The sequence below is a fragment of the Algoriphagus persicinus genome (genome assembly GCF_035156415.1).
GTDB classification, from domain to species: domain Bacteria; phylum Bacteroidota; class Bacteroidia; order Cytophagales; family Cyclobacteriaceae; genus Algoriphagus; species Algoriphagus persicinus.
In genome coordinates this window covers 23,367-46,062 of the sequence record NZ_JAYEEY010000022.1, presented here as the reverse complement: position 1 = coordinate 46,062, position 22,696 = coordinate 23,367, and the positions used below count along the sequence as shown (strand labels likewise).

The window sequence follows — 22,696 nt, the reverse complement described above, 5'->3', positions numbered from 1 at the left end:
TGATAATTACTGGTTTTCCTTTGAAATCAATGCCAAAATCAATTTTACTTCCGGTGAAAGCAGTTTGAAAAGCTGGATTTATTTTAGCCTTATCCCGCGGTTCGATCTCTCAGTGTAGTCAAAGCTACACCCAACATGATGTCCGGCATTCCTCACAGAGAAGCTTAATTTCCACCTCAAAAAAATGGCCTACCTCATTACCACGGCAAATCAGAGGTGTAAATCACCAAAAAATATACCCACATGGAAAATAAAATCACGATGAGCCAGTCAAATTCCTAAGTAAAAAAGCCCTAGAATCTTGTCTGGTGCTTTTTTTGTTAATTACTATTTCAAAGAAAGTAATTCATGAAGCATATATTATTAGTAGAAGATGATCTGACCTATTCAAGGATAGTCAAAACCTTTCTTGAGAAAAATGGATTCATAGTTCAAACTGCCATTAAGGTCAAAGAAGCTCAACAACTTTTTAGCAATTCGAAATTCGATTTGATCATTGCTGATTTCAGATTGCCTGATGGTACGGGTATGGAATTACTCCAATGGGCTAAAAGCAACTATCCGCAAACTCAAGTAATCCTGATCACGCACTATTCGGATATCCGCATAGCAATCAAAGCCATGAAACTGGGAGCTTTCGAATACATTACCAAGCCAATCAATCCTGATGAGCTTTTGGCCACTGTAAGAGAGTCTCTTTCTACCACAATACCTGTTCATACCCCTGCAGACACTACTAGTTCGCCCTCGTCACCACCGATCAAAAAGTCCAACAGCAGCTATGTAATAGGTAGCTCATTGGAAGCCGAAAAGCTAGAAAAACACATCCAACTAGTCGCGCCCACTGACCTGAGTGTTCTAGTCCTAGGCGAAACAGGAACAGGGAAAGAGTTTGTATCAAGAAGAATTCATGATTATTCCTCCAGAAAAAACGGCCCCTTCATCGCGATAGATTGCGGGGCTTTGCCCAAAGAACTGGCTGGAAGTGAGCTATTTGGTCATGTAAAAGGCGCATTTACGGGAGCACTAGAAAATAAAACCGGTCACTTCGAAATGGCAAAAGGTGGCACCATTTTCCTAGACGAAATCGGAAACCTAAGCTATGAAGTTCAAATACAGCTACTTAGAGCAATTCAAGAAAGAACTATCCGGAAAATCGGTGGCAACAAAGAAACCCAAATCGATGTACGCATTATAGCGGCTACGAATGACAACCTGATATTGCAGGCAGGAGATGGACATTTCAGAGAAGATTTATACCATAGATTGAATGAGTTTACCCTCAGTGCTATCCCCCTGCGAAGTAGAAAAGAAGACCTGGACGACTTCGCTGATCAATTCCTTGAAGAAAGTAATGAGCGACTCGGTAAAAGTATCAAAGGCTTTTCTCCGGAAGTTTGGGAGATATTCCTTGGCTATGATTGGCCTGGCAATTTGAGGGAATTACGAAATATTATCAAACGCGCCGTACTCCTATCCTCGGACTCTCATGTAGAGAAAGAAGCGCTGCCTGCAGACTTGTATGAGCCATCTATCAGTATAGCCGGGACAAAAGGAAATAATAACTCCTTCTCAGGAAAGGCAGACCTACCTTCTCCTAAGGATTATAAATCCCAATGGGTAGAACAGGAAAAGGAATTGATTCAAAAAGTACTGATGGACACAAAGTTCAATAAGTCAAAAACAGCTCGAATTCTAAACATGGATCGTAAAACGCTGTACAGCAAAATGGAGAAATATGGCTTGGATTAATGTGTTTCGTTTACTGTTTTTTCGATGCTCTCGGTCAGAGCTGACAGCAAAATATCAACTTCCTCATCTAGCTGATTTAGCGTTTCTCCGAGACCATTCTTATTTCCGATTTTCAAACTATTTTCCACCTTTCTGGCCGTATGACCCGCAGAACTTTTTATTTGCCCCAAGCGACTTCCCAGCTGATGGCAAATCTCTAGTATCTGATCATAATCATCATTCTTCCGAGCCCTTTTGATCTTACCGAGGTCTTTCCGTGTCTCTACTACCAATTCACGGACGATGTCCTGTAGCAATAATTCATCTCCCATGCAGAATCTCGCCAAGTCTTTCAGCTGAAATAAGGTGCTGTCAGACTCGCTGATCTTTTGACTCATAGGCGTATTTTTCACTACATGATCTGGAAAAAACTTACCCAAGCATTCGACCAAAACCCGCTCCTGGAAAGGCTTGAAAATGATCTCGGTAAAGCCACTTTCCATCATTTTCTCTCGCTCCTCCACAAAAACATTTGCCGTCATCGCCAGAATGGGAATTTCCTTGTACTTGCCTATGGCTCGCAGTTTTTCTACCACATCAAAACCTGAAAACTCAGGCATTTGTATATCCAAAATTGCTAGGTCAAAATCAAGCGCCACAAACTCGTCCCGGAAGTTGGTGCCGCCGGAATAGGCGACAACTGAAGCGCCAAAGTAACTTAGAATCGTCTCCAAATACCTGATTCCCACCTTGTCATCATCCACGAGTAGAACTTTAAGCCCAGACAGATCAATGGAAACAATATCATCTGGATTGAATTCTACTTGCTGCGATGCTGTAGTCGTCATCGGCAGTTTCAGTAGCATGGTAGTTCCCTCATGCGCTACACTTGAGGCTGTGATTTCTCCATCCATCAAGGATACGAGGCGCTGCACAATCGCTAATCCTAGCCCGGTTCCTCCATATTTTCTCGAGATCGAGGTATCCGCCTGATCAAATTCCTGAAAGACCTTTTCGAGGACCTTTGGTGACATCCCAATGCCCGTGTCCTTTATCTCCACAGTTAGCACACCTTTCCCCCACCCCACACTTACCCGAATTGACCCCTCTGAAGTGAATTTGAAGGCATTGCTTAGCAGATTGCTTAGGATTTGTTTTAGCCGAAGTTGATCCCCGATCAGCCAGGTATTTTCGGGCAGATCTAGCGACCACTCAAAATCGACTTTCTTTTCTGTAGCCTGCAATTCGAAGAAATTCTGTAAGCGTGAGAAAAGTGATTCCGGGTCAAAAGGATGAGCATCCAACTTCAATTTACCAGCTTCTAGCTTGGAGAAATCCAAGACTTCATCTACGATTTCCATCAGCGTATCCGAAGCAAACCCTATCATTCTCAAATGAGATTGCTGACTAGAATCTAGTTCTGATTTCTCCAAAACAGACCTATACCCCTGTATCACATGAAGAGGATTTCTAATTTCATGACTCATATTTGCCAAAAATTCCTGCTTGGATCTTGCTAGTTGTTCAGATTTCTGTCTGGAAACCTCCAGATTCTCCTGATATTTCTTGGTCACTCTGATCTCCTTCAATATGGAATACACCATCACTGCAGCACCTATTACTGCCAAGACCACAATCATGATCAAGAAATAGGTCATGTCATAGGTTAGCTTATACGCTGAGTCATTTTGATTGTCTGATTTTTCCAAGGCGCGCTGTTGCAGCGTACTGACCAGGCTTTGAATCGTGTTGATGATTTTGCTTTGACTGATAGATATATCAGCTTCCATTGTGGCGAGCTTTTGCCGCTGATACGACTCTTCTCGATTGACTCTGTTAATCACTCCTTTGATATTGTACAAGACACTATCCAGAGTCTGTCCTACAGGCAAATTGGCATCCCTAAGGTTTTGCTTTTGCAAATCACGCAGATAGGCAATGGATTTATCTTCCTCATTGGTAAGGATAGTCTGATTAGCCTTACCCTCCTGACGCGAAGATATCTCCTGCTCCAGTTCATTAAAAAGGTAATCCTTTGGGTTAATTTTACCTATTGGCTGCAGCTCCAAGCTAGCCGCCCGTCTGCGAATACCCAACTCCACCTTGTTCAGCGCTTCTTGGGTAAAATTCCGACTGGCCAAACTTGTTTTCACCTCATACAAATTCACGTAACCCACGATGAGTGTATCTAGGTTGGTTTGTATACTTTGGATGTACGTGTTTTCTAGAGAGTCTTCTGCCAAGGAGGCTAGTTCTTGGAGCTTTTTCTGAAGGGAAATCACGCTCGAATCTTGGACTCTAAAGTCGGCATCTATCCCGGAGTGATCCAATTGAGTGATTTGAATAATCTCAGACTGAAGCTCATTCAGAAGATTGAGCTTCTGATTTGGCTCAGCGAGTTCCTTCATAGTTTCAAGGAGCCTATTCTGAGTATAGTAAGTCAACCCTGCCATTCCGATCAGAAAAATAGCGGCTATGAAAAAGCCGGTAACGACTTTTCCTGCAGTATTGGAACTTGGGGATTTCTTATTCATCAAAAACACATTACCCTAGAGACCAATAATTATTCCAAGAGGGAATTAAAATTTTAAGACCGTGTAGCCTTTTGGTACATACGTGGTCACCGTAGTCATGGCCGAAAATGCCACATTGACGCCATCGTACAAATCAGCTTTTTGCAAATCTCTAGCTCGCATCGACTGGCCACAAACGAGTATTTCTGCTCCTGCATCCTTCAGCGCTTTATATACAGCGATATTCAGATTATCTACGTTGTAGCGCTTCTGATATACTTCATTATTCATTAGAGTGGCAATGGCTCCTCCATGAACCACCACTTTCACATGCATACGCTCCTGTGAAACGCCAGCAAGCCCATGAAGATTCATCATACGGGCCACATTGTCCACCCAGCGACTGATCTCTGCATTGTCCGCAGCACCCGTGGACATATCCACTAAGATATAATAATCCAGGCTTCCGTCCGGTTTTTCGGTGGCCTCCGGCACTTCATAAATCCCCCCAAAGCCCTTAACGAGAGGGTATTGAGCCTCCTGAGCAAATGAAAACTGAGTAGCAAAAAGAGCAAGGCAAAGGATAGCCGAAGCGAATAATCTAGTCATAGGGGTGTATTTAGGCCGAAAATGTAAGGAAAATAACATGGAGAAGGGAGGAGGTTGGTCAAAAAAGGAGAACTTAATTTTCGTTCAGATGAAATGAAAAGCCGCTGTTCGTGTCGTGACGAATGACAAATGGTATTATCTAGTTCCGGCTTGTGGAGACCAGACTATCGGCAAGGCAGGCACAAACCGAGGTAACCTGAAATTAATAAGTCCAGCTTCTGAAGAAGCAGGACAACTCAGCGACCTCCGCGAAAAACTCTGCGTCCACCGCGGTTAAATATCCAAAATCATAAATAAAAAAGCCTTAACCGAATAAACGATCAAGGCTTTATTGTGCGCACGAGAAGATTCGAACTTCCACACTACTTAAAGCACCAGCCCCTCAAGCTGGCGTGTCTACCAGTTTCACCACGTGCGCGGTTAACAGTTTGCAAAAGTATCAGTCTTGCCTATTCCATGCAAATCCGATTCAAACCTTTTACGTTTATTTTCTTTGGAATTACCATTAGGCCTCTGTTCGTGTCCCACGAACAGAACTAACTATCACCCGTAAACTTTCTTTTCTGCCGACAACAACGTGTTATAAAGCAAAGAAGCAATCGTCATCGGCCCTACTCCGCCCGGTACTGGGGTGATCGCAGAAGCAATCTCAGCTACTTCGTCAAACTTCACATCTCCAACCAATCTGAAACCAGACTTCTTGCTTGCATCTTCGATTCTATGGATTCCCACATCGATTACCACCGCACCAGGCTTGACCATATCGGCAGTTACAAAATGAGCCTTGCCCAGTGCTACGATCAGGATATCAGCTGTTTTCGCGATTTCTTGAAGATTGGCAGTTCGGCTATGAGTCAGTGTCACCGTTGCATTTCCAGGATAGCCATTTCTAGCCATGAGAATACTCATCGGACTTCCTACGATATGACTTCTACCGATCACTACGCAATGCTTGCCTGACGTCTCAATATTGTATCTCTTAAGCAATTCGATGATCCCATAAGGAGTTGCCGCCACATAAGCTGGCCAGTTCAAAGCCATACGTCCTACGTTTGCAGGGGTAAAACCATCCACATCCTTTTCAGGCTTGATCTTATCGGTCACTTTCTCCACAGAAATATGCTTAGGCAAAGGAAGCTGAACAATCAATCCATCGATTGACGGATTTTCATTGATATCAGCAACTACTTTCAGCAGTTCTTCTTCAGATACATTATCTTCCAATCTCACCAGAGTGGACTCAAAACCACATTCACCACAGGCCTTTACTTTTGCATTCACATACGTTTGGCTGGCTCCATCACTGCCTACAAGGATCGCCGCTAGATGGGGAGTTTTGCCTCCTTCGGCCTTGATTTCCGCTACCTGAGCAGCAATTTCTGATTTGATTTGTGATGAGGTGAGTTTCCCGTCAATTAAGATCATTTGATTTACGAATTACGATTTTGGATTTACGAGATCCTCTGGAACTCCAACCCTTGAATTATATTATAAAGCATCTTAGAAGCTATTTAATTATTATCTCGTTCAGCAGTCTCCACACTTTTAACAAAAATTGAAATCAACTGATTACATTCATTCTGTAGACCAACTATTGCTTGACTATCCAGATGAAGCTTAGCTTTTTCAATAATCTTGATGGCTACACCACTTTCTCTCAGTTCTTTGAGCATCACTTTCATCTTATGGATAAAATCCTTTCGGGATTCTCCAGACTGTGCTTCCCCATAATTCAAAGCTGGTGAAGTACCACTTCGGAGAAGCTGATTTGCCATATGGTTTCCAGCTTTGGAATTCACCATGGAATCTGTAAAAGAAATAACAGCAGCAGCGAACTCGATTAATCGATTCTCTAAATCATATTTCCTTTCCATGGGCAAATATTTTTAGCAGCTCGTCCTTAGACAATTACTTCTTTATTTGATATTTAGCGTCTGTGATAAAACTTTACTTCATTATTCGAAATTCAGTATTCTACATTCGATATTAAAATGCATAAATGATGAATATTGAATGTTGAAGTGGCAGAAACCATCTTCGAGTTAATCTAACTTCAATACCGCCATAAATGCCTCCTGAGGCACCTCGACGTTTCCGACTTGTCTCATTCGCTTCTTACCTTTTTTCTGCTTTTCCAAGAGTTTTCGCTTACGTGAGATATCACCACCATAACACTTCGCCAATACATTTTTACGCAAAGCTTTCACTGTTTCTCTGGCAATGATCTTTTGTCCAATTGCTGCCTGAATAGCGATTTCAAACATCTGACGAGGCACCAATTCCTTCAACTTCTCACAAAGTCTTCTGCCCCAATCGTATGCTTTATCTCTGTGAACTACTGCGGAAAGTGCATCGACCGGCTCACCGTTAAGCATCACATCCAGTCTCACCATGTGTGAAATTTCGTAGCCTTTCAATTCATAATCCAAGGAAGCATAGCCTCTTGAAATGGTTTTCAATTTATCAAAGAAGTCAAAGACAATCTCTGCCAAAGGCATATCGAAAGTCAATTCCACACGCTCAGATGTCAGATAAACCTGATTCTTGATCTGCCCACGTTTGTCCATACAAAGTGTAATCACTGCTCCTACATATTCAGAGGCAGTGATGATCGAAGCTTTCACATAAGGCTCTTCGATATGTTTCATCCGCGTTGGATCAGGCATATCTGAAGGCGCATTGATTACCTGGTAGGTATCATTGGTCATCAGCGCTTTGAACTGAACCGAAGGCACGGTGGTAATCACAGTCATATCAAATTCACGTTCCAGACGCTCTTGGATAATCTCCATGTGAAGCATTCCCAAGAATCCGCAACGGAACCCAAAGCCCAAAGCCATGGAAGTCTCAGGTTCCCAAACGAGGGAAGCATCATTCAGCTGAAGCTTCTCCATGGAATAGCGAAGTTCCTCATAGTCCGTAGTCTCTACAGGATAGATACCTGCGAAAACCATTGGCTTGACGTTTTCAAAACCTTGGATAGCTTTATCGCAAGGCCTCTTGATATGTGTGATGGTATCACCCACTTTGATTTCTTTAGCGACTTTCACCCCAGAGATCAAGTAGCCTACGTTACCGGCGCTCATGGTTTGCTGAGGTATTTGGTTTAGACCCAAAATCCCAATTTCATCTGCCTCGTATTCCTTCCCAGTGTTCACAAATTTGATTTTATCGCCTTTGCTGAACGTACCGTTGAAAATTCTAAAAATCACCTCCACTCCTCGGAATGGATTGTAAACTGAATCAAAAATCATGGCTTGAAGCGGTGCACCCGGATCTCCTTTTGGAGCAGGAATTCTATTCACCACAGCTTTTAGGATATCATCGATACCAACACCTGTTTTGCCGGAGGCCAAAATAATATCTTCTCTATCGCAGCCGATTAAGTCAATCACTTCGTCTGCAACTGCCTCAGGGTCTGCACCAGGAAGATCAATTTTATTCAATACCGGAATTATTTCCAGATCATGACCAAGGGCTAAATATAAATTAGAAATAGTCTGCGCTTCCACACCCTGAGATGCATCCACGATCAACAATGCGCCCTCACAGGCCGCAATAGATCGGGAGACCTCGTATGAAAAATCCACGTGACCAGGCGTATCAATCAGATTGAGTGTATAAACCTCCCCCTCATGAGTATATTTCATTTGGATCGCATGAGACTTGATCGTGATCCCACGTTCTCGCTCCAGATCCATATTATCCAACAACTGGTTCTGCATATCGCGATCTGCGACAGTATCGGTTTGCTGCAGTAACCTATCCGCCAATGTACTTTTCCCATGATCAATATGGGCTATAATACAGAAATTCCTTATTTTTTGCATATCCATTCTTGGCGCAAAAGTAGTAAATATCTAGTAGATAAGAGAATTTTCAAACTCTATCATCAAGTTTCGACAAACCAATTAGACAGGCGAACTGCGTCTTTGCGAGAAGTGAGGGACGAACGACGAAGCAATCTCAAGGTAATAAAGATAGCTTCGGTCATTCTTCCCTCTCACTGATGCAGTATTTTCTACATTTACATTTTCAAAACCAAATAAAATGCAGTCAGTAGCCAAAAACAAAAAATCTAACAATATCGCCGAATACATTATCTACATGTACCAAATGGAAGATCTGATCCGATCATACCAAGGAAATGCTGATGAAATCAAAACCTTCGTAGTTGAGAAATATCCCGTATCGGAGGAGGAGAAAAAGGAGATAACACTTTGGTATTTAACACTTCTAACCCAAATGAAATCTCAGGATATTTTGGAAAAAGGGCATCTGGCGGAATTGAATAAACTCGTTTTGGAATTGGCTCAAATCCACTGGAATCTACTCAAAACTGATCCTGCCTATTTTGAAGCTTATGGAAAAGCCAAGCCATTTATACTCGAAGCAGTGATGCAGGCTGAAGGACAAGACTTGGGAAATGAGATTCAAATCTGCCTAAATGGCGTTTACGGCTTACTGCTTTGCAGGCTTCTTGGGAAAAAAGTATCCGATGAGCAATTGAAGTCTGCGGACACTTATGGAGACGTCCTCAGCACACTGAGCTATCATTACAAAGTGAAGAATTCTATTCCGAAAAACTAGATTGTAAAATTGAAAAAATTAAAAATTGTCACATGGAATTGCAATGGCGCATTTAGAAGAAAATTCAACTTCATAGACGAATTCGATGCTGATATCAATGTAATTCAAGAATGTGAAGACCCAATAGAAGTAAAGGATTCCAATTACTTAGAATGGGGAAAAAACCACTTATGGATTGGAGACAGTAAACATAAAGGCTTAGGGATTTTCGCAAAAGAACATATCAATTTGGCCTTGCTAAATTGGTCTAACGATTACCAAGGCAGTCCAGTGAAGCATTTTTTATCCTGCGAGGTAAACTCACAATTTTATCTTACCGCTGTCTGGACCCACTATAATAATTCACCCACATTTGGATATATAGGTCAATTCTGGAAATACCTCCAACTACATAAATCCAATTACAAAGAATGCTTGATTGTTGGAGATTTAAACAGTAATTCCATTTGGGACAAAGCAAAAAGAGCTTGGAATCATGGTGAAGTTGTGAAAGAATTATCACAGCAAAACATTGAGAGTTTATACCATTTTCATACAAATGAAATACAAGGCAAAGAAACCCTGCCTACTTTTCACCTTCAAAAGAATCTAAACAAGCCATACCACATTGATTATATTTTCGGGAGTTCTTCATTTAGGAATACCCTACACAAAGTTGCTGTAGGAAGAGTTCAAGATTGGATCAGGCTTAGTGATCATCTTCCCCTAAGCGCCGTTTTTCAAATTTAAAAATCTTCTGATTTTTCAATTATCCATAAACTCCCACACACTCCTATACCCTTCGCGCATTTCAAAATACTGAAGTAATTTATCGAAAAATGGATGCTGAGCCAGCGTGCTGCTATCACCAATCAGTACCAACTTGCGCCTTGCACGGGTCAAGGCCACATTCATCCTACGTGCATCAGCCATAAATCCTATTTCACCCTTCTCATTAGACCGGGTAAGAGAAATCATCATCAGGTCACGTTCTTGACCTTGAAACCCATCCACAGTATCTATGGTAATTAGCTCTTTAATTTCCTGCAAACTTGGATAATCCCCCGTATCATAAATCAACCCTCTCAGTCTTCGCACCTGTGCTCCATACGGCGCAATCAGTCCAATAGTCCACCCCTTTTGTTGGAAATTGATTACCCCGATTCTTTCCACCAGAACATTTAAATAATTAGCCGCAAATAAGGCTTCCTCAGGATTGAAGGTGCTCAGACTTTCCGTTTCCTGCTGGTCAGTATAGCCTGCTCCGGCCGTGTCGATCCATTCTATTACCGCATCTTCTGTTGGAAAAACATGAGCTTTCGTACATTCATCAGCGAGCAATTTCCCATCGTAAAATTGCTCATTAGAAAAACCCATAATCACTTCTGGCATTCTGTATTGTACCTGTAGCATTTGCGCAGCTAGGGGTTTTCTAGCGATCACTTTCTCAAAAAGCGTCTCGGCAAGCCCATCTTTTGCTGCTTGATAGGATTTGATCGTAGGCGGAAGCTGGCAATGATCGCCTGCGAAAACCACCTTGTTGGCCTTCAAAATCGGAATCCATGTCGCGGCTTCCAATCCCTGGGCTGCTTCATCAATAAAGACTACATCAAATTCCATCCCTTTCAGATTGTAAGATGATGCACCTACAAGTGTACAGGCAAAGACTTTTGTTCTCTGAAAAATATCGTACTGTATGTATTCTTCCAGCGATTTGGATGCCTCCCTCAGCCGGGAAACTTCTGCATACATCAACTTGCGCTGAGCTCGCTCCTCATGGCCAAAGTTGCGTTTGTATTGTTTGGCAAGTTTCAGGTATTGATCGGTTTCTTTGCGCAGCTTTTTTAGATCTCGGTAGCTAGTATGAAACGCCGTTTTGGCGTCCAAGGTCTGGTTAAGAATCCTTTCCTCCACACGAGCTGGATGTCCAAGACGCAACGTTTCTATTCCCCGTTCGATCAATTTCTCTACTAACAAATCCACCGCAGCATTGCTTGGCGCACACACCAAAATCGAATCTCCAGCGATCACGGCATCTTGGATAGCTTCGATCAGCGTGGTTGTCTTTCCTGTACCAGGAGGACCATGGACCACCGCCACATCTTTCGCATTTGCGATCAGATTGCAGGCTTGATTTTGCGAGAAATTGAGATTGGATTTTGGAGAAATGCGCATTTCAGTAAACTGAGGCATTTTTTCACCAAGCAAAATAGCCTTCAATTCTTCTACCCGCTTGTTTTCAGCCAAGATCACTTTCTTCAGTGCGAACTCCATTTCGCGATAGCTAGCCTCATCAAAGAGTAAATCCACTCCTAACTTACTTCCATGCATCCATTCCGGCAATTCATCAGCTTGTAACGTGACTGTCATGGTATTTTGCTTTACAAAATTGATCACACCATTCACTCGGTTCTCCGAAGCATCATAAGACTCATGGGTAGTAAAAAATGATACAGATTTGCCGGAATTAAATGCAGAAGCATAAGTAGAATCTGATCGCTCCACTTCCACCAGCAGACGCTCTCCCATTCCAATTTTGCTCTTATTGAGCTGGATAGGATGCCAGGTGATGCCCGATTTTTTCTTATCTGCGAGAGAGGAATTTAGAAATTTCTGTTTGTATTGGGCGAGATCTTCCTGCCATTCCAATTTCAAAAGTTTCAGACCTTTCTTTAATTCCTCGGAGATTTTGTCCATCAATGCGTATTTTAGCCCGAAACTAATGAAAACTATCCGAGTTGTCCACTCCTAGTGATTCCTATGAACTACTTAGCACATGCATATCTTTCATTTGGCCAAGATGAAGTGCTGGTAGGTAATTTTATTGGCGATTTTGTGAAGGGGAAAATGATGAATACCTTTCCAGAGGAAGTCCAGAATGGGATTAAACTCCACCGAGCAATAGACAAGTTCACGGATACTCACCCGCTTGTAAGAGCTGGACAGAGTTATTTGAGGCCAAGATTCGGACATTATTCTACGGTGATCACAGATATTTACTTTGATTATTTCCTGGCAAAAAATTGGTCAAAATACTCCGATCTTCCTTTGGTAGAATTTACGCAAAACACATTTGGTACACTTAACCACTACCGTCAGTTTTTTCCGGATCGATTTACAAGCATGTTCCAATGGATGGAGCAGGACAATTGGCTTTTAAAATACGGGGAAATTGAAGGCATCCAGCAAACGCTCACTGGAATGTCACGCAGAACTCGCTTTGACTCTAAAATGGAAGTGGCACATTTAGCATTGCTTGAGAAAGAAGGAGAATTTCAAGTGATATTCTTCGCTTTTTTCGAGGAATTGGAGACTTTTGCACGACAGAAATTAATAGAAATCCAAAATTCCAATGCTGGTTATTAAACCAAAATTATCCACTTATATTTCATTAAGCCTGGTGCTGCTTATCCTCATTTCCGGGTTGATATTTATCCTCAGAGACTTTGCATATACAGGAAGTTTTGGCATTTGGTTCTACTTGATTGCCTGCACCCTGATCACCTTGGTGACCTTGATGCTTTTGGTAAAAATGCTTGCAGGATACCGGTTTATTACAGCAGGAAGAGATCAGATTATTGTCAAATTACCTCTGAGAGGATATACCAAAACATATCCTGTCGCTCAAATTCTAGCTTGGGAAGAGGAAATCGTAAAGGCTAATAAGAAGGAATTTCGCCAGGTGACTATAGCTTTTACAGACCAACAATCTATATCAGTATCCAATCACGAGCATGAGGCCTATACAGACCTAGTCGCTTATTTGGCTAAAAAAGCCAGTAAGCAAAAGGTGAAAAGTAAAAAAGCCTGAGGTCTAGCTCAGGCTTCCATTTATTTTCTAGTTCGGAAATTTGAATCGTAAAGCTCCACGCTTTCTCTAATGATTCGCATTGCATCTTCTTTACCAAGGAAGTCTTCTACTTTTACTTCTTTATTTTCGAGTTTCTTATAATCCTCAAAGAATCTATGTACTTCCTTCATCAAATGCGGAGGAAGGTCATCAATATCATCGATATAATTTACCGACTGATCACCGGCAGCTACGGCAATAATCTTGTCATCAGCCTCGCCACCATCGATCATTCGCATCACACCGATCACTTTGGCTTCTACCAAACACATCGAAGGAATATCGATTTGAGAAATAATCAGAATATCCAATGGATCATGATCTTCGCAGAAAGTCTGTGGAATAAATCCATAATTTGCAGGATAATGAACAGCAGAGAAGAGCACGCGGTCAAGCATCAGCATGCCGGTTTTCTTATCCAACTCGTACTTTCCTTTGCTACCCTTAGGTATTTCAATGACTCCGGTTACGAACTCAGGGGCATTTTTCCCAATGTTGACGTCATGCCAGGGATTAATCATAATATCTTGAATTAGTTAGTAAAAAGTTAAGCTTTTCACAAAGCTCGTGCAAAGATACAGTTTAGTGCGAAATTGCCCAGACCCCCCCGCTATTTCATACTTGGCAAGGTGACTTTGAAGGTAGTCCCTTCTCCAAATATAGACTCCAAATCAACTTTCCCGCCCATTTGCTCCACGGCTTCTTTGACCATGTAGAGGCCTAATCCTGTTCCCACATTCTTTTGAGTAGCCCGAGAAAATAAATTGAAAATGTCCAAATGATTCTTTTCCTGTATACCTATTCCATTATCTGATAACGTGATGGTAGCTTCAGATTCGGCCACATCGATAAGCAAATTAATTCTATTGTCCCCTTGATCTCCTTTCTGAAATTGGACTGAATTGCTAAAGAGGTTATTGAGTATGACCCGGATTTTAGCATCATCTGAATAGAAAACACGGGGTTGATTGATCTGTATTTCCACTTTGATATGATCTATATCAAACTTTGCTTTGTAAGCTTCTAATTGTTGTGCGACTACATCCTTGAAATTGATTTCAGATATTTTATTGTCAATTTTAGTAGATCTATAAAAGTCCAGCATTTTGTAGATGAAGTCGTCCAACTTACCGGTAGCGCTATCTATCATATCAAAATACTCAGCAGCACCAGGATCTTTCAGCTCCATTTTGGCCAACTTGGACACCCCTGAAATGCTCATCAACGGCCCTCTCAACTCATGGGATAAACTGTAAACAAATTGATTCATCTCCGAATGAAGTTTTTTGAGCTTTAGGTTCTTGTCCTTCAGCTCACGGCGCATAAAGTAGATATCAGCAGCATTCTTGATCGAGTTTTTAATCTGCTCTATATTCCATGGTTTATCTATAAATCTGTAAACCTCCCCCTTATTGATTGCATCTATTACGGAGGCTATATCTGAATAGCCAGTCAGCAGAATCCGGATTGGATCGGGATTGAATTTGACCAACTCTTCAAAGAACTCTGTACCAGTCATCCCCGGCATTCTTTGATCAGCAATTACCACATGGACTTCTTCTTCTCTGGCAATTTTCAACCCTTCATCTGCATCAATGGCTGTATAAATTTTGAAGTCTTTTCGTAGAGTAGCTCTAAAAGATTTCAGATTATTGTCTTCATCATCTATATAGAGGACATGAATTTTATCATTCATAGCGTTGAGTACTTTGATATATTGGAAGGGTTATTTTAAATGTAGTCCCCTGGTTCTCTTCCGTAATTACTTCCAGCGTTCCTTTGTGATTTTCAATTATAGAATAAACTATCGAAAGCCCCAAACCTGTGCCTTTTCCAACTGCTTTTGTAGTAAAAAAAGGTTCGAAGATTCGTTGCTTCACTTGTTCTGGCATACCGGGACCGTTATCTATTATTTCTATTGTCACAAACTCTCCCAATGATCTGGTCTTAAGTTCTATTCTCGGATCAACAATGGTATCGATATGGTCAGCCAACGCATGAACGGCATTATTGATGATATTCATAAAAACCTGGTTGATTTTGCCCGCCAGGCATTCTACCAACGGTAACTCCCCAAAATCCCTGACGATGCGGATTTTGGGAGGCATAGTACTGTTCAATAAGATAACCGTGCTGTTGATCCCATCGTGTACATCAACCTTTTTCATATCCTGCTCATCTACACGTGAGAACAGCCGGAGTCCCTTTACTATTTCCACAGTTCTTCTGGCACCATCATCCATCCCTCTGAGCAATTGATCCACTTCATCGAGCACATAGTCCAGCTCTAAGTCTTCCTCCAGTTGCTTGGCTTCTTTTTTCGAAGCCAACGTGAACTCCCTTGCCCCGGTAGTTCTATAAAACTCTATCACCTCCATAATGTCCTTTATATCCCGCTTTAGCGGCATGATATTCGAACTAACAAAATTGATCGGATTATTGATTTCATGGGCAATCCCGGCTGTCAGTTGACCGAGAGAAGCCATTTTCTCTTGATTTACCAGCTGGCTCTGGGTATTCTGCAGGTTGCGAAGTGCTTGCTCCAGTTCATCGGTTCTGATTTTGACCTTTTCTTCAAGCATAAAGTTTTGTTGGCGAACAAGTTGTTCATTTTCTGCTAGAGCAATTAGACGTTCAGCCTGTTCTTTTTCCTTTTCCTTCTTAAGGATATTAATTTTATCTGCCAGGGCAAAGGAAAGTAACAATACCTCGAATACAGAACCAAACGTGAATACATAACTAGTGAAAAAACTATTGGGTAAAATATTTAAATCACTTAATAAAAATATGATCATACTACAGATCAACAAAGACCACGATATCAAAAAGAATTTAGCAGGTCTATATCCTTTGCGGAGGCTATAAGAAGAAATAAATAATAAATAGAATGGTACAACACCGAGAAAGACCTGCAAAAACCTAAACTTCAATTGTCCAATTCCAAAATCGAAGATAAACGCAAATAATATTAAAATGTAAACAACAATAATACTAATCCCCGCAGTATATAATTTAGGATTAAAAGTCTTGATTTTTAGAAATCTTAAGGAGTAATAAATACCAACAATATTTACTAAGGCAGTACTGAGATAAAAGCCATATTCCTTTAGAAACGTATTAGTAGGCCATAAAAAAGCATCAATATAACCTCCTAAAACTCCTTGGGTCACACCTACAAAAAAGATGTAAGTGATATATAATCCATACAAGTTATCCCTAGTAGAAACCCATAGAAATAAATTGTAAAAAAACATGGCCAACACAATTCCAAAATAAGCCCCAAAAATCAGATTACGTTCATTTAGCGTCAGATAATTATGCGTATCAGAAAGTAAACTAATAGGCACATTTACATTACCAAAACTTTTGATTCTAATATTGTAGATCACTGAATTATCTCCTGAAAGGTCTGAAAAATTAAAAATTGAGTTAAAATCCTTATTACTGACATTAACCCGTCCCATCTTTTCTACCAATTCTCCAGCCTGATTGTAAACTTCAATCTCGTTTAACATAGGATTGCTAAGAGAAAGCATAAGATTTTCATAGTTTCTTTGCTTTTCTTTGAGCTTGATTCTCACCCAAAAACTCGAATCTGAATATCCTAAAGATAAGTAGGCCCCTTCAGAAAAGGTAAGATCCGAATCTGGAATATTTAAGAAATCTTGAATATTTTGAATTTCATGAGATTCTGTAGTCCATCCGACAAAATCAAATTGGTTATTACTCGACTCAGCACAAGAAGTTAAAAATATAAATATAATAAAAGAGTATAAAAATTTTTTCATTTTACGTATGAAGTATAAGTCAATATAATATGTCTTCCTCTGTAATTCTCCTCAATGACCAAAGAATCATTCTCTCTTATTTCAAAAATAGAATCTCTGTGGTCTTGAGTTGTCATAGGTAAATTTACTGCATCATACAACTTCATTGCGGTAGCAATTAAGTCTAATTTCGGATAATAAAAAGTACCATTGTCTCCAACTTGTGTCAAAATCTCATATCCCATTTCCAATCCTAATTTCACTGTAACGGGAGCAAATAGCGCATATAATGAAGTCAAGTTTAGCTTAGGGGTAAGTGCCAAACATGCTTTTGACATAAAAATCGCACCTATTCCCATACCAGTGATTTTTCTGGAATTCCACATACCACAAATCTCCCCGGTACCTGCATCGATATCTTTTTCTATTACACCTTTAATACTACTATCCAATTCCTCGATCGCTTCTACCATAGGCAACGGAAAATTAGAATTAGCTCGATGAATTCTAGCTCCTCCGTAGATCAAACCGTCTTCATCGGATTCCACTATGACTACTATGACATCAGGATTGTTTACCCAAGTGTCATTTGCAGAAGTAACTTTCTTCACCCCTATGCTTTCTAAAACTTGTCGGTGTCCTTCTATAAATTTTTGACACCTTTCAGGATCATTAATAGCCTTAAACGCGATTAACTTAAACATATTAAAGAATCATTAGGGATTCTGATACATCACGGCGATATGATCTCATACTTGGTTCTCCTGCCATATTTATCCTAAACATAAAGATTTCTTCCATTTTTTGATTCTTATTCAACAGTGTATTGAAAGAAGTCTTCAATTCTTTGATAATTCTCTCTTCATCCCGGGTAAATCCATGGTTTTTATCTTTCAGGATTTTATTGAAAATAAACAAGGAAGCTGTCACAGGTTGGAAACTTAAACCTTGCAAATTAGAATTAATCCAGATACGCTGGATGGCTTCCCCGGCTTTGAGGTAGGTTTCAGGACTATTTTCTTTCCCGTTCAACAAAAAGACTGCAGAGGAACTTGTCAGGGTTTGTTTGGATATTTTTGTAAGTCCAAATCCCATCAAAAATTTCCTGAAAAAACTTACAGTTCGGGGATCTTTAAGCAGACCCATGGCTGCTCTTTCGGTACCGGAAAGCTCCAATGTGGCGATGTCAATCCCATCCTTGGTCTCTTTTGCTTCCTTGTCAGACCATCTCACTTCATGGATAAAATCTTTAAGCCCTTGTTCATGGAATAATCTCATTCGATCCATCCCGCCTAATATCTCAGATAGCTTTTCAAGGTCAGATTCTTGTTCCAGCATTTCGAGTTCAAATCCGGAATGGGTTGCAATATTTATAAATTCATTTACTTGATCTGAGGTCAAATACTGTTTTTCCCCATTTTTTCGGTTGGTACACCTGATTCCTATTCCTTCCACTAATTCTCCAAAAGGCACGATCAAAGGTTCTTTACTTTTTGAAATGAATCGAATACTGGCAATACAATCATCCTCAAAAACATTTATCTGATCAATAATTTCGATTTCAATCCCCATTTCAGCTGAGGCCAATCTTAAGTTTTCAAGAGCTGCTCCAAAGGCTATCAAAGATCCTGTTCCCAAGAAATCAAGTAATGAATGACTTCTAGCCTGATCATGAAAAAGATGCAGAACTCCCTTTCGGTCAAAAATCCAAATCCATGGCTGAACATTCCCTCCCGAAGGCGCAAGATTTGCTGATTCGACTAGTTGGTGAACCTCTTCCTGATTCAAGAGGTAACCCGAAGGCAATACATCCCCTGGAATATTAAATGAAAACGCGTCTTTGTTGACAACTAATTCATTTTGCTTTTGGACCAAATCCGTCGATTCCGAATCGAGAATTTGATCAAGGTCAACATAGTATCGACCAGAATTTACTGAGTCACCTAAAAATAATTTTCTTGCACTATGTGCAACAGTCCCCCCTCCCAAGAAAACTGCTGAGGCGAGCTGAGGCCAAGATGTAATTGTTTGCCCAACCTCCAAAAGCGATGCTTTCATTCTCGGGGAAAGCGATTCCAAACCCGTTATTTTAAGACCAATTGCGACTTTTTGTGTAGTGGTTAGATCTTTTAATGTTCCAACGTCGACATTACCCATGGCGCCATGGAATAATTCTCTTTCAGGCTCCAAATCGAATCGCTCAACATCCAGCATTCCCCTGTCTGAAGTATCCATCATCACCGGAACCTGATTAGCCTTTGCCTTCTCTCGAAGGAGGACTTTGATGTCCAGACTATCACACTCATCTACTAATAGATCAAGTTTTCCTCCTTTGTTGATAAAATCATCAATATTATCAGGCGTAATCCCTTCCCTATATAAAGTCAATTTCAGATAAGGATCTATTTCGGAAATCTCCCGAGCAGCAATAATGATTTTTTCCTCGCCCAGACTGGTCACACCAGCCTTAAGTCTATTCAAATTACTTAGCTCCAGCGTATCAAAATCAGCAAGTCGCATTTCACCACAACTTCTTTCCAGAGCCATGGCCAAGGCTACACTTTGACCAACCGATAGTCCGACAATACCCACTTTTTTGGTGGCAAGTTCGTCTTGTTCAGAGGGGGTGATTTTGTAATTATTTCTGATTGTCCTTACTCTAATAAAATCTTCTTCGGGAAGTAATCTTACAAGGACCTTTTTCCAGGGGAAATAAACCCAATTACCATAGCTATCCCTTTCTTGATCAAGAAAAAACTGTTCGACCAAAGTGGACAATTCCCTTTTTGAAAATGAGCTGGAGGGGTTAATTGCCTTAATCAATTCACCTACTTGATTGTCCAACTCATCAACTAAGCCAACCTCATTATTATGGTATAACTCCTTGAAAATCACTGAATCCCTAAAATCTGAAGGATGAAAGATTAATGGAACCACCTGATCTTCAAGATGAAACTGTGTACGATTAAACATTTTTAAATATCGGGGGTGATAAAACTAAGTAAAGTTAATTTTTTCAACTATAAGTCCAATTTTTTAATACCTTTTATAGTATATCTTTTTGAAATGCCCTTCACATAGTCTCATAAAACGGAATTAGGTAGTGGTTTTTACGGTTGTCCGACTAATTTAAGGAAATATATTAATAAGCCTCAAATGCCAGGATGTAGGGTTACCGTATTTCTGTCAAGCCCTAGGATAAGTTTGCACAAATACTAACCGGTGGGTAGAACAGGTACAGTCCTGTCCTTCCCGTACTGTTTCTTCCTAATTGCTCTCCTGCGGGACTAAAGATAAATGCTATGGTATAATCGGGTGTCAGGACAAAAAAATTATCTTTAAATTGCTTTATGTTGTTGATTTATAGCCGAATCTACAACTCAGAAAAATGAGATAGCTTTGTTAGCTTCCTCCCTTTCGCATTGTGCAATTCTTAGAGTATATTGTTACACCAACTTTTGATCACGGACGATAGTAGTTTTTTTTATGAAAAAAAATTATTTGATTGTAGCGTATCGATAGTTTTTAGACAAATTTGTTAGATGGAAACCAAGCCACAAGAAAAAATCAAAATACTTTATGTCGATGATGAAGAAAATAATCTTCAGGCATTCAAGGCTACTTTTAGAAGAGACTATCAAATTTTCCTCGCAATTGAAGCTCCAATAGCTCGGGAAATTCTTTCGAAAGAGGATATTGACATTATTATTACGGATCAGAGAATGCCCGGGGAAACCGGCGTTGAATTTTTAGAGTCAATTATTCCCACTTACCCAAGCCCAATTAGAATATTACTTACAGGATACACTGATATTCAAGCGGTAATAGATGCGATCAATAAGGGGCAGGTATATCACTATTTAACAAAGCCTTGGGAGGAAGATTACCTACGGACTGTCATCAAAAATGCTTACGAAATCTATCAGCTTCGCCGAGAAAACGAGAAATTAACCAAAGCTCTAATCAAAGCTAATGATCAGTTAGAGTTTATCCTCCGACAAAATCTTCTCTCGTAATCCTAGTACCGGGCGGCCAATAATAATTGTAGCTCTTTATGGCTGATACCAAACTTCCTTCCCATATAGGCATTGGTCAAACTTCCCCGGTAAGTATATACGCCACGCAAAAACCATTTGTAGTTAAAAATCATTTCTTCGGCACCACCCAAGTCTGCCATTTGAAGGATGATAGGAGTGAAAATATTACTTAAAGAATAAGAGGCCGTTCTAGCTACTCGCGAAGGAATATTAGGAACACAATAATGCGTAATGTCATGAACCTGATACACTGGGGCATCATGAGACGTCATCCTTCCTGTCTCAATACAACCACCTTGATCGATGGCTACGTCAATAATGATACTTCCATGCATCATATTGGCTACCATTTCTTCGGATACTACAATTTTATTCCGACCCTTTTCTGCTCTCAAGGCACCGATTACCACATCTGCTTCTGATAGTGCCTGATTCAGACTAAAATTGTCAATGGTAGAAGTGTATATCTGCTGGCCAAGTAGTTGCTTGAGCCTTCGCAATTTGTAAATATGATTGTCAAAGACTTTAATATTTGCTCCTAATCCTAATGCTGTCCTCGCAGCATATTCAGCTACAGTACCTGCTCCGATAATTACAACCTGAGTAGGTGGCACTCCTGTCACCCCACCCATTATCAATCCCTTTCCATCATTTTCGCTCGAAAGATATTCTGCTGCAATAAGCATCACGGTACTCCCTGCTATCTCTGACATGGCGCGAACTACGGGCATACCTCCTACTTTATCTTCCAGATATTCGAATGCCACAGCGGTAATTTTCTTTTGATTGAGCGTTTGGATAAACTCCTGACTTTGGTTTTCTAGCTGTAAGGCAGACATCAAACAACTCCCTGTACTCATATAGCTCAACTCCTCCGCTGTAGGCGGATCAATTTTCAGCACTACCTCTGACTCAAAAACCTCTTTTTTGGAAGTAGTGACTTTAGCCCCGGCATCCGAAAAATCCTGATCTGTGAACTTGGAGTGTAAGCCAGCCCCTGCCTCCACTACCACATGAATACCGTTGTTTGAGAGCAATCCAATAGATTCAGGAGTGATTACTATTCGTTTCTCTTGCGATGAGACTTCCTTTGGCAATCCTATCACCAAGGAGTGATCTCTATTCCTCACTTTGGCTGGTGCTTCTTTTGGGATCAGTCCCACGGCAGTAAGTTGATCAATTTCAGCTGGCATTCTCGACGTGTTGTAAGGTTAGGGTTCGTTGTGTTTCGGAATCATTGTGGATCCGAACAAGGAGAAAATTCTCAGGCAAAAATGCTGCAATTTTTTCTGCCCATTCTAGCCAACAATAATTTCCACTATAAAAATACTCTTCTATTCCGATATCCAAGGCTTCAGTGGGATCATCTATTCTGTAAAAATCAAAGTGATAAAAAAGCTCACCACCATGATTTTCATAATGATTGACAATCCCAAAAGTAGGGCTACTCACTTGATCTGTGACTGAAAAAGCTTTAGCCAAGGCTTTAATGAGCGTGGTTTTCCCAGCTCCCATATCGCCTTGAAACACCCATACTTTTTTATCAGCTGCTACTTTTATCACAACTTGCGCTGCCTTCTCAATATCAGTAAGCTCGTAGGTAAACTGGGACAAATGTTC

19 protein-coding genes and 1 tRNA gene are annotated in these 22,696 nt (G+C 40.6%); 6 read left to right on the top strand and 14 right to left on the bottom strand.

The features are described from left to right. The first annotated feature begins 348 nt into the window (after positions 1-348). Positions 349-1,752, top strand: a complete 1,404-nt coding sequence (locus U3A58_RS16345) for a sigma-54-dependent transcriptional regulator (protein ID WP_323825195.1) — start codon at positions 349-351, stop codon at positions 1,750-1,752. Here U3A58_RS16345 and U3A58_RS16340 read toward each other — a convergent pair. From U3A58_RS16340 to lepA, 6 genes are all read right to left on the bottom strand, one after another. Next, on the bottom strand, positions 1,749-4,265 hold the full coding sequence (locus U3A58_RS16340; protein WP_323825193.1) for a hybrid sensor histidine kinase/response regulator: 2,517 nt from the start codon (positions 4,263-4,265) through the stop codon (positions 1,749-1,751). The genes U3A58_RS16345 and U3A58_RS16340 overlap by 4 nt on opposite strands. Positions 4,266-4,310: 45 nt before the next feature. Continuing rightward, positions 4,311-4,853, bottom strand: coding sequence for a DsrE family protein (locus U3A58_RS16335; RefSeq protein ID WP_323825191.1), 543 nt, complete (start codon positions 4,851-4,853; stop codon positions 4,311-4,313). A gap of 334 nt (positions 4,854-5,187) precedes the next feature. Next, positions 5,188-5,271 (bottom strand) — tRNA-Leu (locus U3A58_RS16330). A 125-nt stretch (positions 5,272-5,396) separates the two neighbouring features. Then, on the bottom strand, positions 5,397-6,278 hold the full coding sequence (locus U3A58_RS16325; protein ID WP_323825189.1) for a bifunctional 5,10-methylenetetrahydrofolate dehydrogenase/5,10-methenyltetrahydrofolate cyclohydrolase: 882 nt from the start codon (positions 6,276-6,278) through the stop codon (positions 5,397-5,399). A gap of 86 nt (positions 6,279-6,364) precedes the next feature. Further along, complete coding sequence (locus tag U3A58_RS16320) at positions 6,365-6,727, bottom strand: four helix bundle protein (protein ID WP_323825187.1); 363 nt, start codon at positions 6,725-6,727, stop codon at positions 6,365-6,367. Positions 6,728-6,895: 168 nt separating this feature from the next. Then, on the bottom strand, positions 6,896-8,689 hold the full coding sequence (gene lepA / locus U3A58_RS16315; RefSeq protein WP_323825185.1) for a translation elongation factor 4: 1,794 nt from the start codon (positions 8,687-8,689) through the stop codon (positions 6,896-6,898). A gap of 214 nt (positions 8,690-8,903) precedes the next feature. On the opposite strand from lepA, the gene U3A58_RS16310 reads away from it, so the two are divergent. Together U3A58_RS16310 and U3A58_RS16305 are read left to right on the top strand one after the other, a co-directional pair. Next, on the top strand, positions 8,904-9,443 hold the full coding sequence (locus U3A58_RS16310; RefSeq protein WP_323825183.1) for a DUF4924 family protein: 540 nt from the start codon (positions 8,904-8,906) through the stop codon (positions 9,441-9,443). Positions 9,444-9,452: 9 nt separating this feature from the next. Continuing rightward, positions 9,453-10,172 (top strand): endonuclease/exonuclease/phosphatase family protein, encoded by a 720-nt coding sequence (locus U3A58_RS16305; RefSeq protein ID WP_323825180.1) that lies wholly within the window; start codon positions 9,453-9,455, stop codon positions 10,170-10,172. 15 nt (positions 10,173-10,187) lie between these two features. Here the strand turns inward: U3A58_RS16305 and U3A58_RS16300 are convergent, their stop codons facing one another. After that, entirely contained in the window at positions 10,188-12,119 is a 1,932-nt protein-coding gene (locus U3A58_RS16300) for an AAA domain-containing protein (protein ID WP_323825178.1), read from the bottom strand. Positions 12,120-12,182: 63 nt separating this feature from the next. Between U3A58_RS16300 and U3A58_RS16295 the strand changes: the two genes are divergently transcribed. Together U3A58_RS16295 and U3A58_RS16290 are read left to right on the top strand one after the other, a co-directional pair. Then, positions 12,183-12,788: an acyl carrier protein phosphodiesterase gene (locus tag U3A58_RS16295; protein ID WP_323825176.1), complete on the top strand. Its 606-nt coding sequence runs from the start codon at positions 12,183-12,185 to the stop codon at positions 12,786-12,788. Then, a complete protein-coding gene (locus tag U3A58_RS16290) occupies positions 12,775-13,233 on the top strand; it encodes a hypothetical protein (protein WP_323825174.1) in 459 nt (152 codons plus the stop codon). The genes U3A58_RS16295 and U3A58_RS16290 overlap by 14 nt, the downstream gene beginning before the upstream one ends. Before the next feature lie 20 nt (positions 13,234-13,253). Here U3A58_RS16290 and U3A58_RS16285 read toward each other — a convergent pair whose 3' ends face one another. From U3A58_RS16285 to U3A58_RS16265, 5 genes are all read right to left on the bottom strand, one after another. Continuing rightward, entirely contained in the window at positions 13,254-13,793 is a 540-nt protein-coding gene (locus U3A58_RS16285; RefSeq protein ID WP_323825171.1) for an inorganic diphosphatase, read from the bottom strand. Positions 13,794-13,882: 89 nt separating this feature from the next. Beyond that, complete coding sequence (locus U3A58_RS16280) at positions 13,883-14,968, bottom strand: hybrid sensor histidine kinase/response regulator (protein WP_323825170.1); 1,086 nt, start codon at positions 14,966-14,968, stop codon at positions 13,883-13,885. Further along, the gene (locus U3A58_RS16275) at positions 14,961-17,060 is read right to left on the bottom strand and encodes a sensor histidine kinase (RefSeq protein WP_323825167.1); all 2,100 of its coding nucleotides are present in this window, start codon (positions 17,058-17,060) and stop codon (positions 14,961-14,963) included. The genes U3A58_RS16280 and U3A58_RS16275 overlap by 8 nt, the downstream gene beginning before the upstream one ends. Next, the gene (locus U3A58_RS16270) at positions 17,057-17,743 is read right to left on the bottom strand and encodes a hypothetical protein (RefSeq protein ID WP_323825165.1); all 687 of its coding nucleotides are present in this window, start codon (positions 17,741-17,743) and stop codon (positions 17,057-17,059) included. The genes U3A58_RS16275 and U3A58_RS16270 overlap by 4 nt, the downstream gene beginning before the upstream one ends. Before the next feature lies 1 nt (position 17,744). Then, complete coding sequence (locus U3A58_RS16265) at positions 17,745-20,012, bottom strand: Rv1355c family protein (RefSeq protein ID WP_323825164.1); 2,268 nt, start codon at positions 20,010-20,012, stop codon at positions 17,745-17,747. A gap of 569 nt (positions 20,013-20,581) precedes the next feature. Between U3A58_RS16265 and U3A58_RS16260 the strand changes: the two genes are divergently transcribed. After that, positions 20,582-21,055, top strand: coding sequence for a response regulator (locus U3A58_RS16260; RefSeq protein WP_323825161.1), 474 nt, complete (start codon positions 20,582-20,584; stop codon positions 21,053-21,055). Positions 21,056-21,057: 2 nt separating this feature from the next. Here the strand turns inward: U3A58_RS16260 and U3A58_RS16255 are convergent, their stop codons facing one another. Then, positions 21,058-22,269, bottom strand: coding sequence for an alanine dehydrogenase (locus U3A58_RS16255; RefSeq protein WP_323825159.1), 1,212 nt, complete (start codon positions 22,267-22,269; stop codon positions 21,058-21,060). Next, positions 22,259-22,690, bottom strand: coding sequence for a tRNA (adenosine(37)-N6)-threonylcarbamoyltransferase complex ATPase subunit type 1 TsaE (gene tsaE, locus U3A58_RS16250; protein ID WP_323825157.1), 432 nt, complete (start codon positions 22,688-22,690; stop codon positions 22,259-22,261). Before tsaE ends, U3A58_RS16255 begins: the two co-directional genes overlap by 11 nt. Positions 22,691-22,696 lie beyond the last annotated feature (6 nt).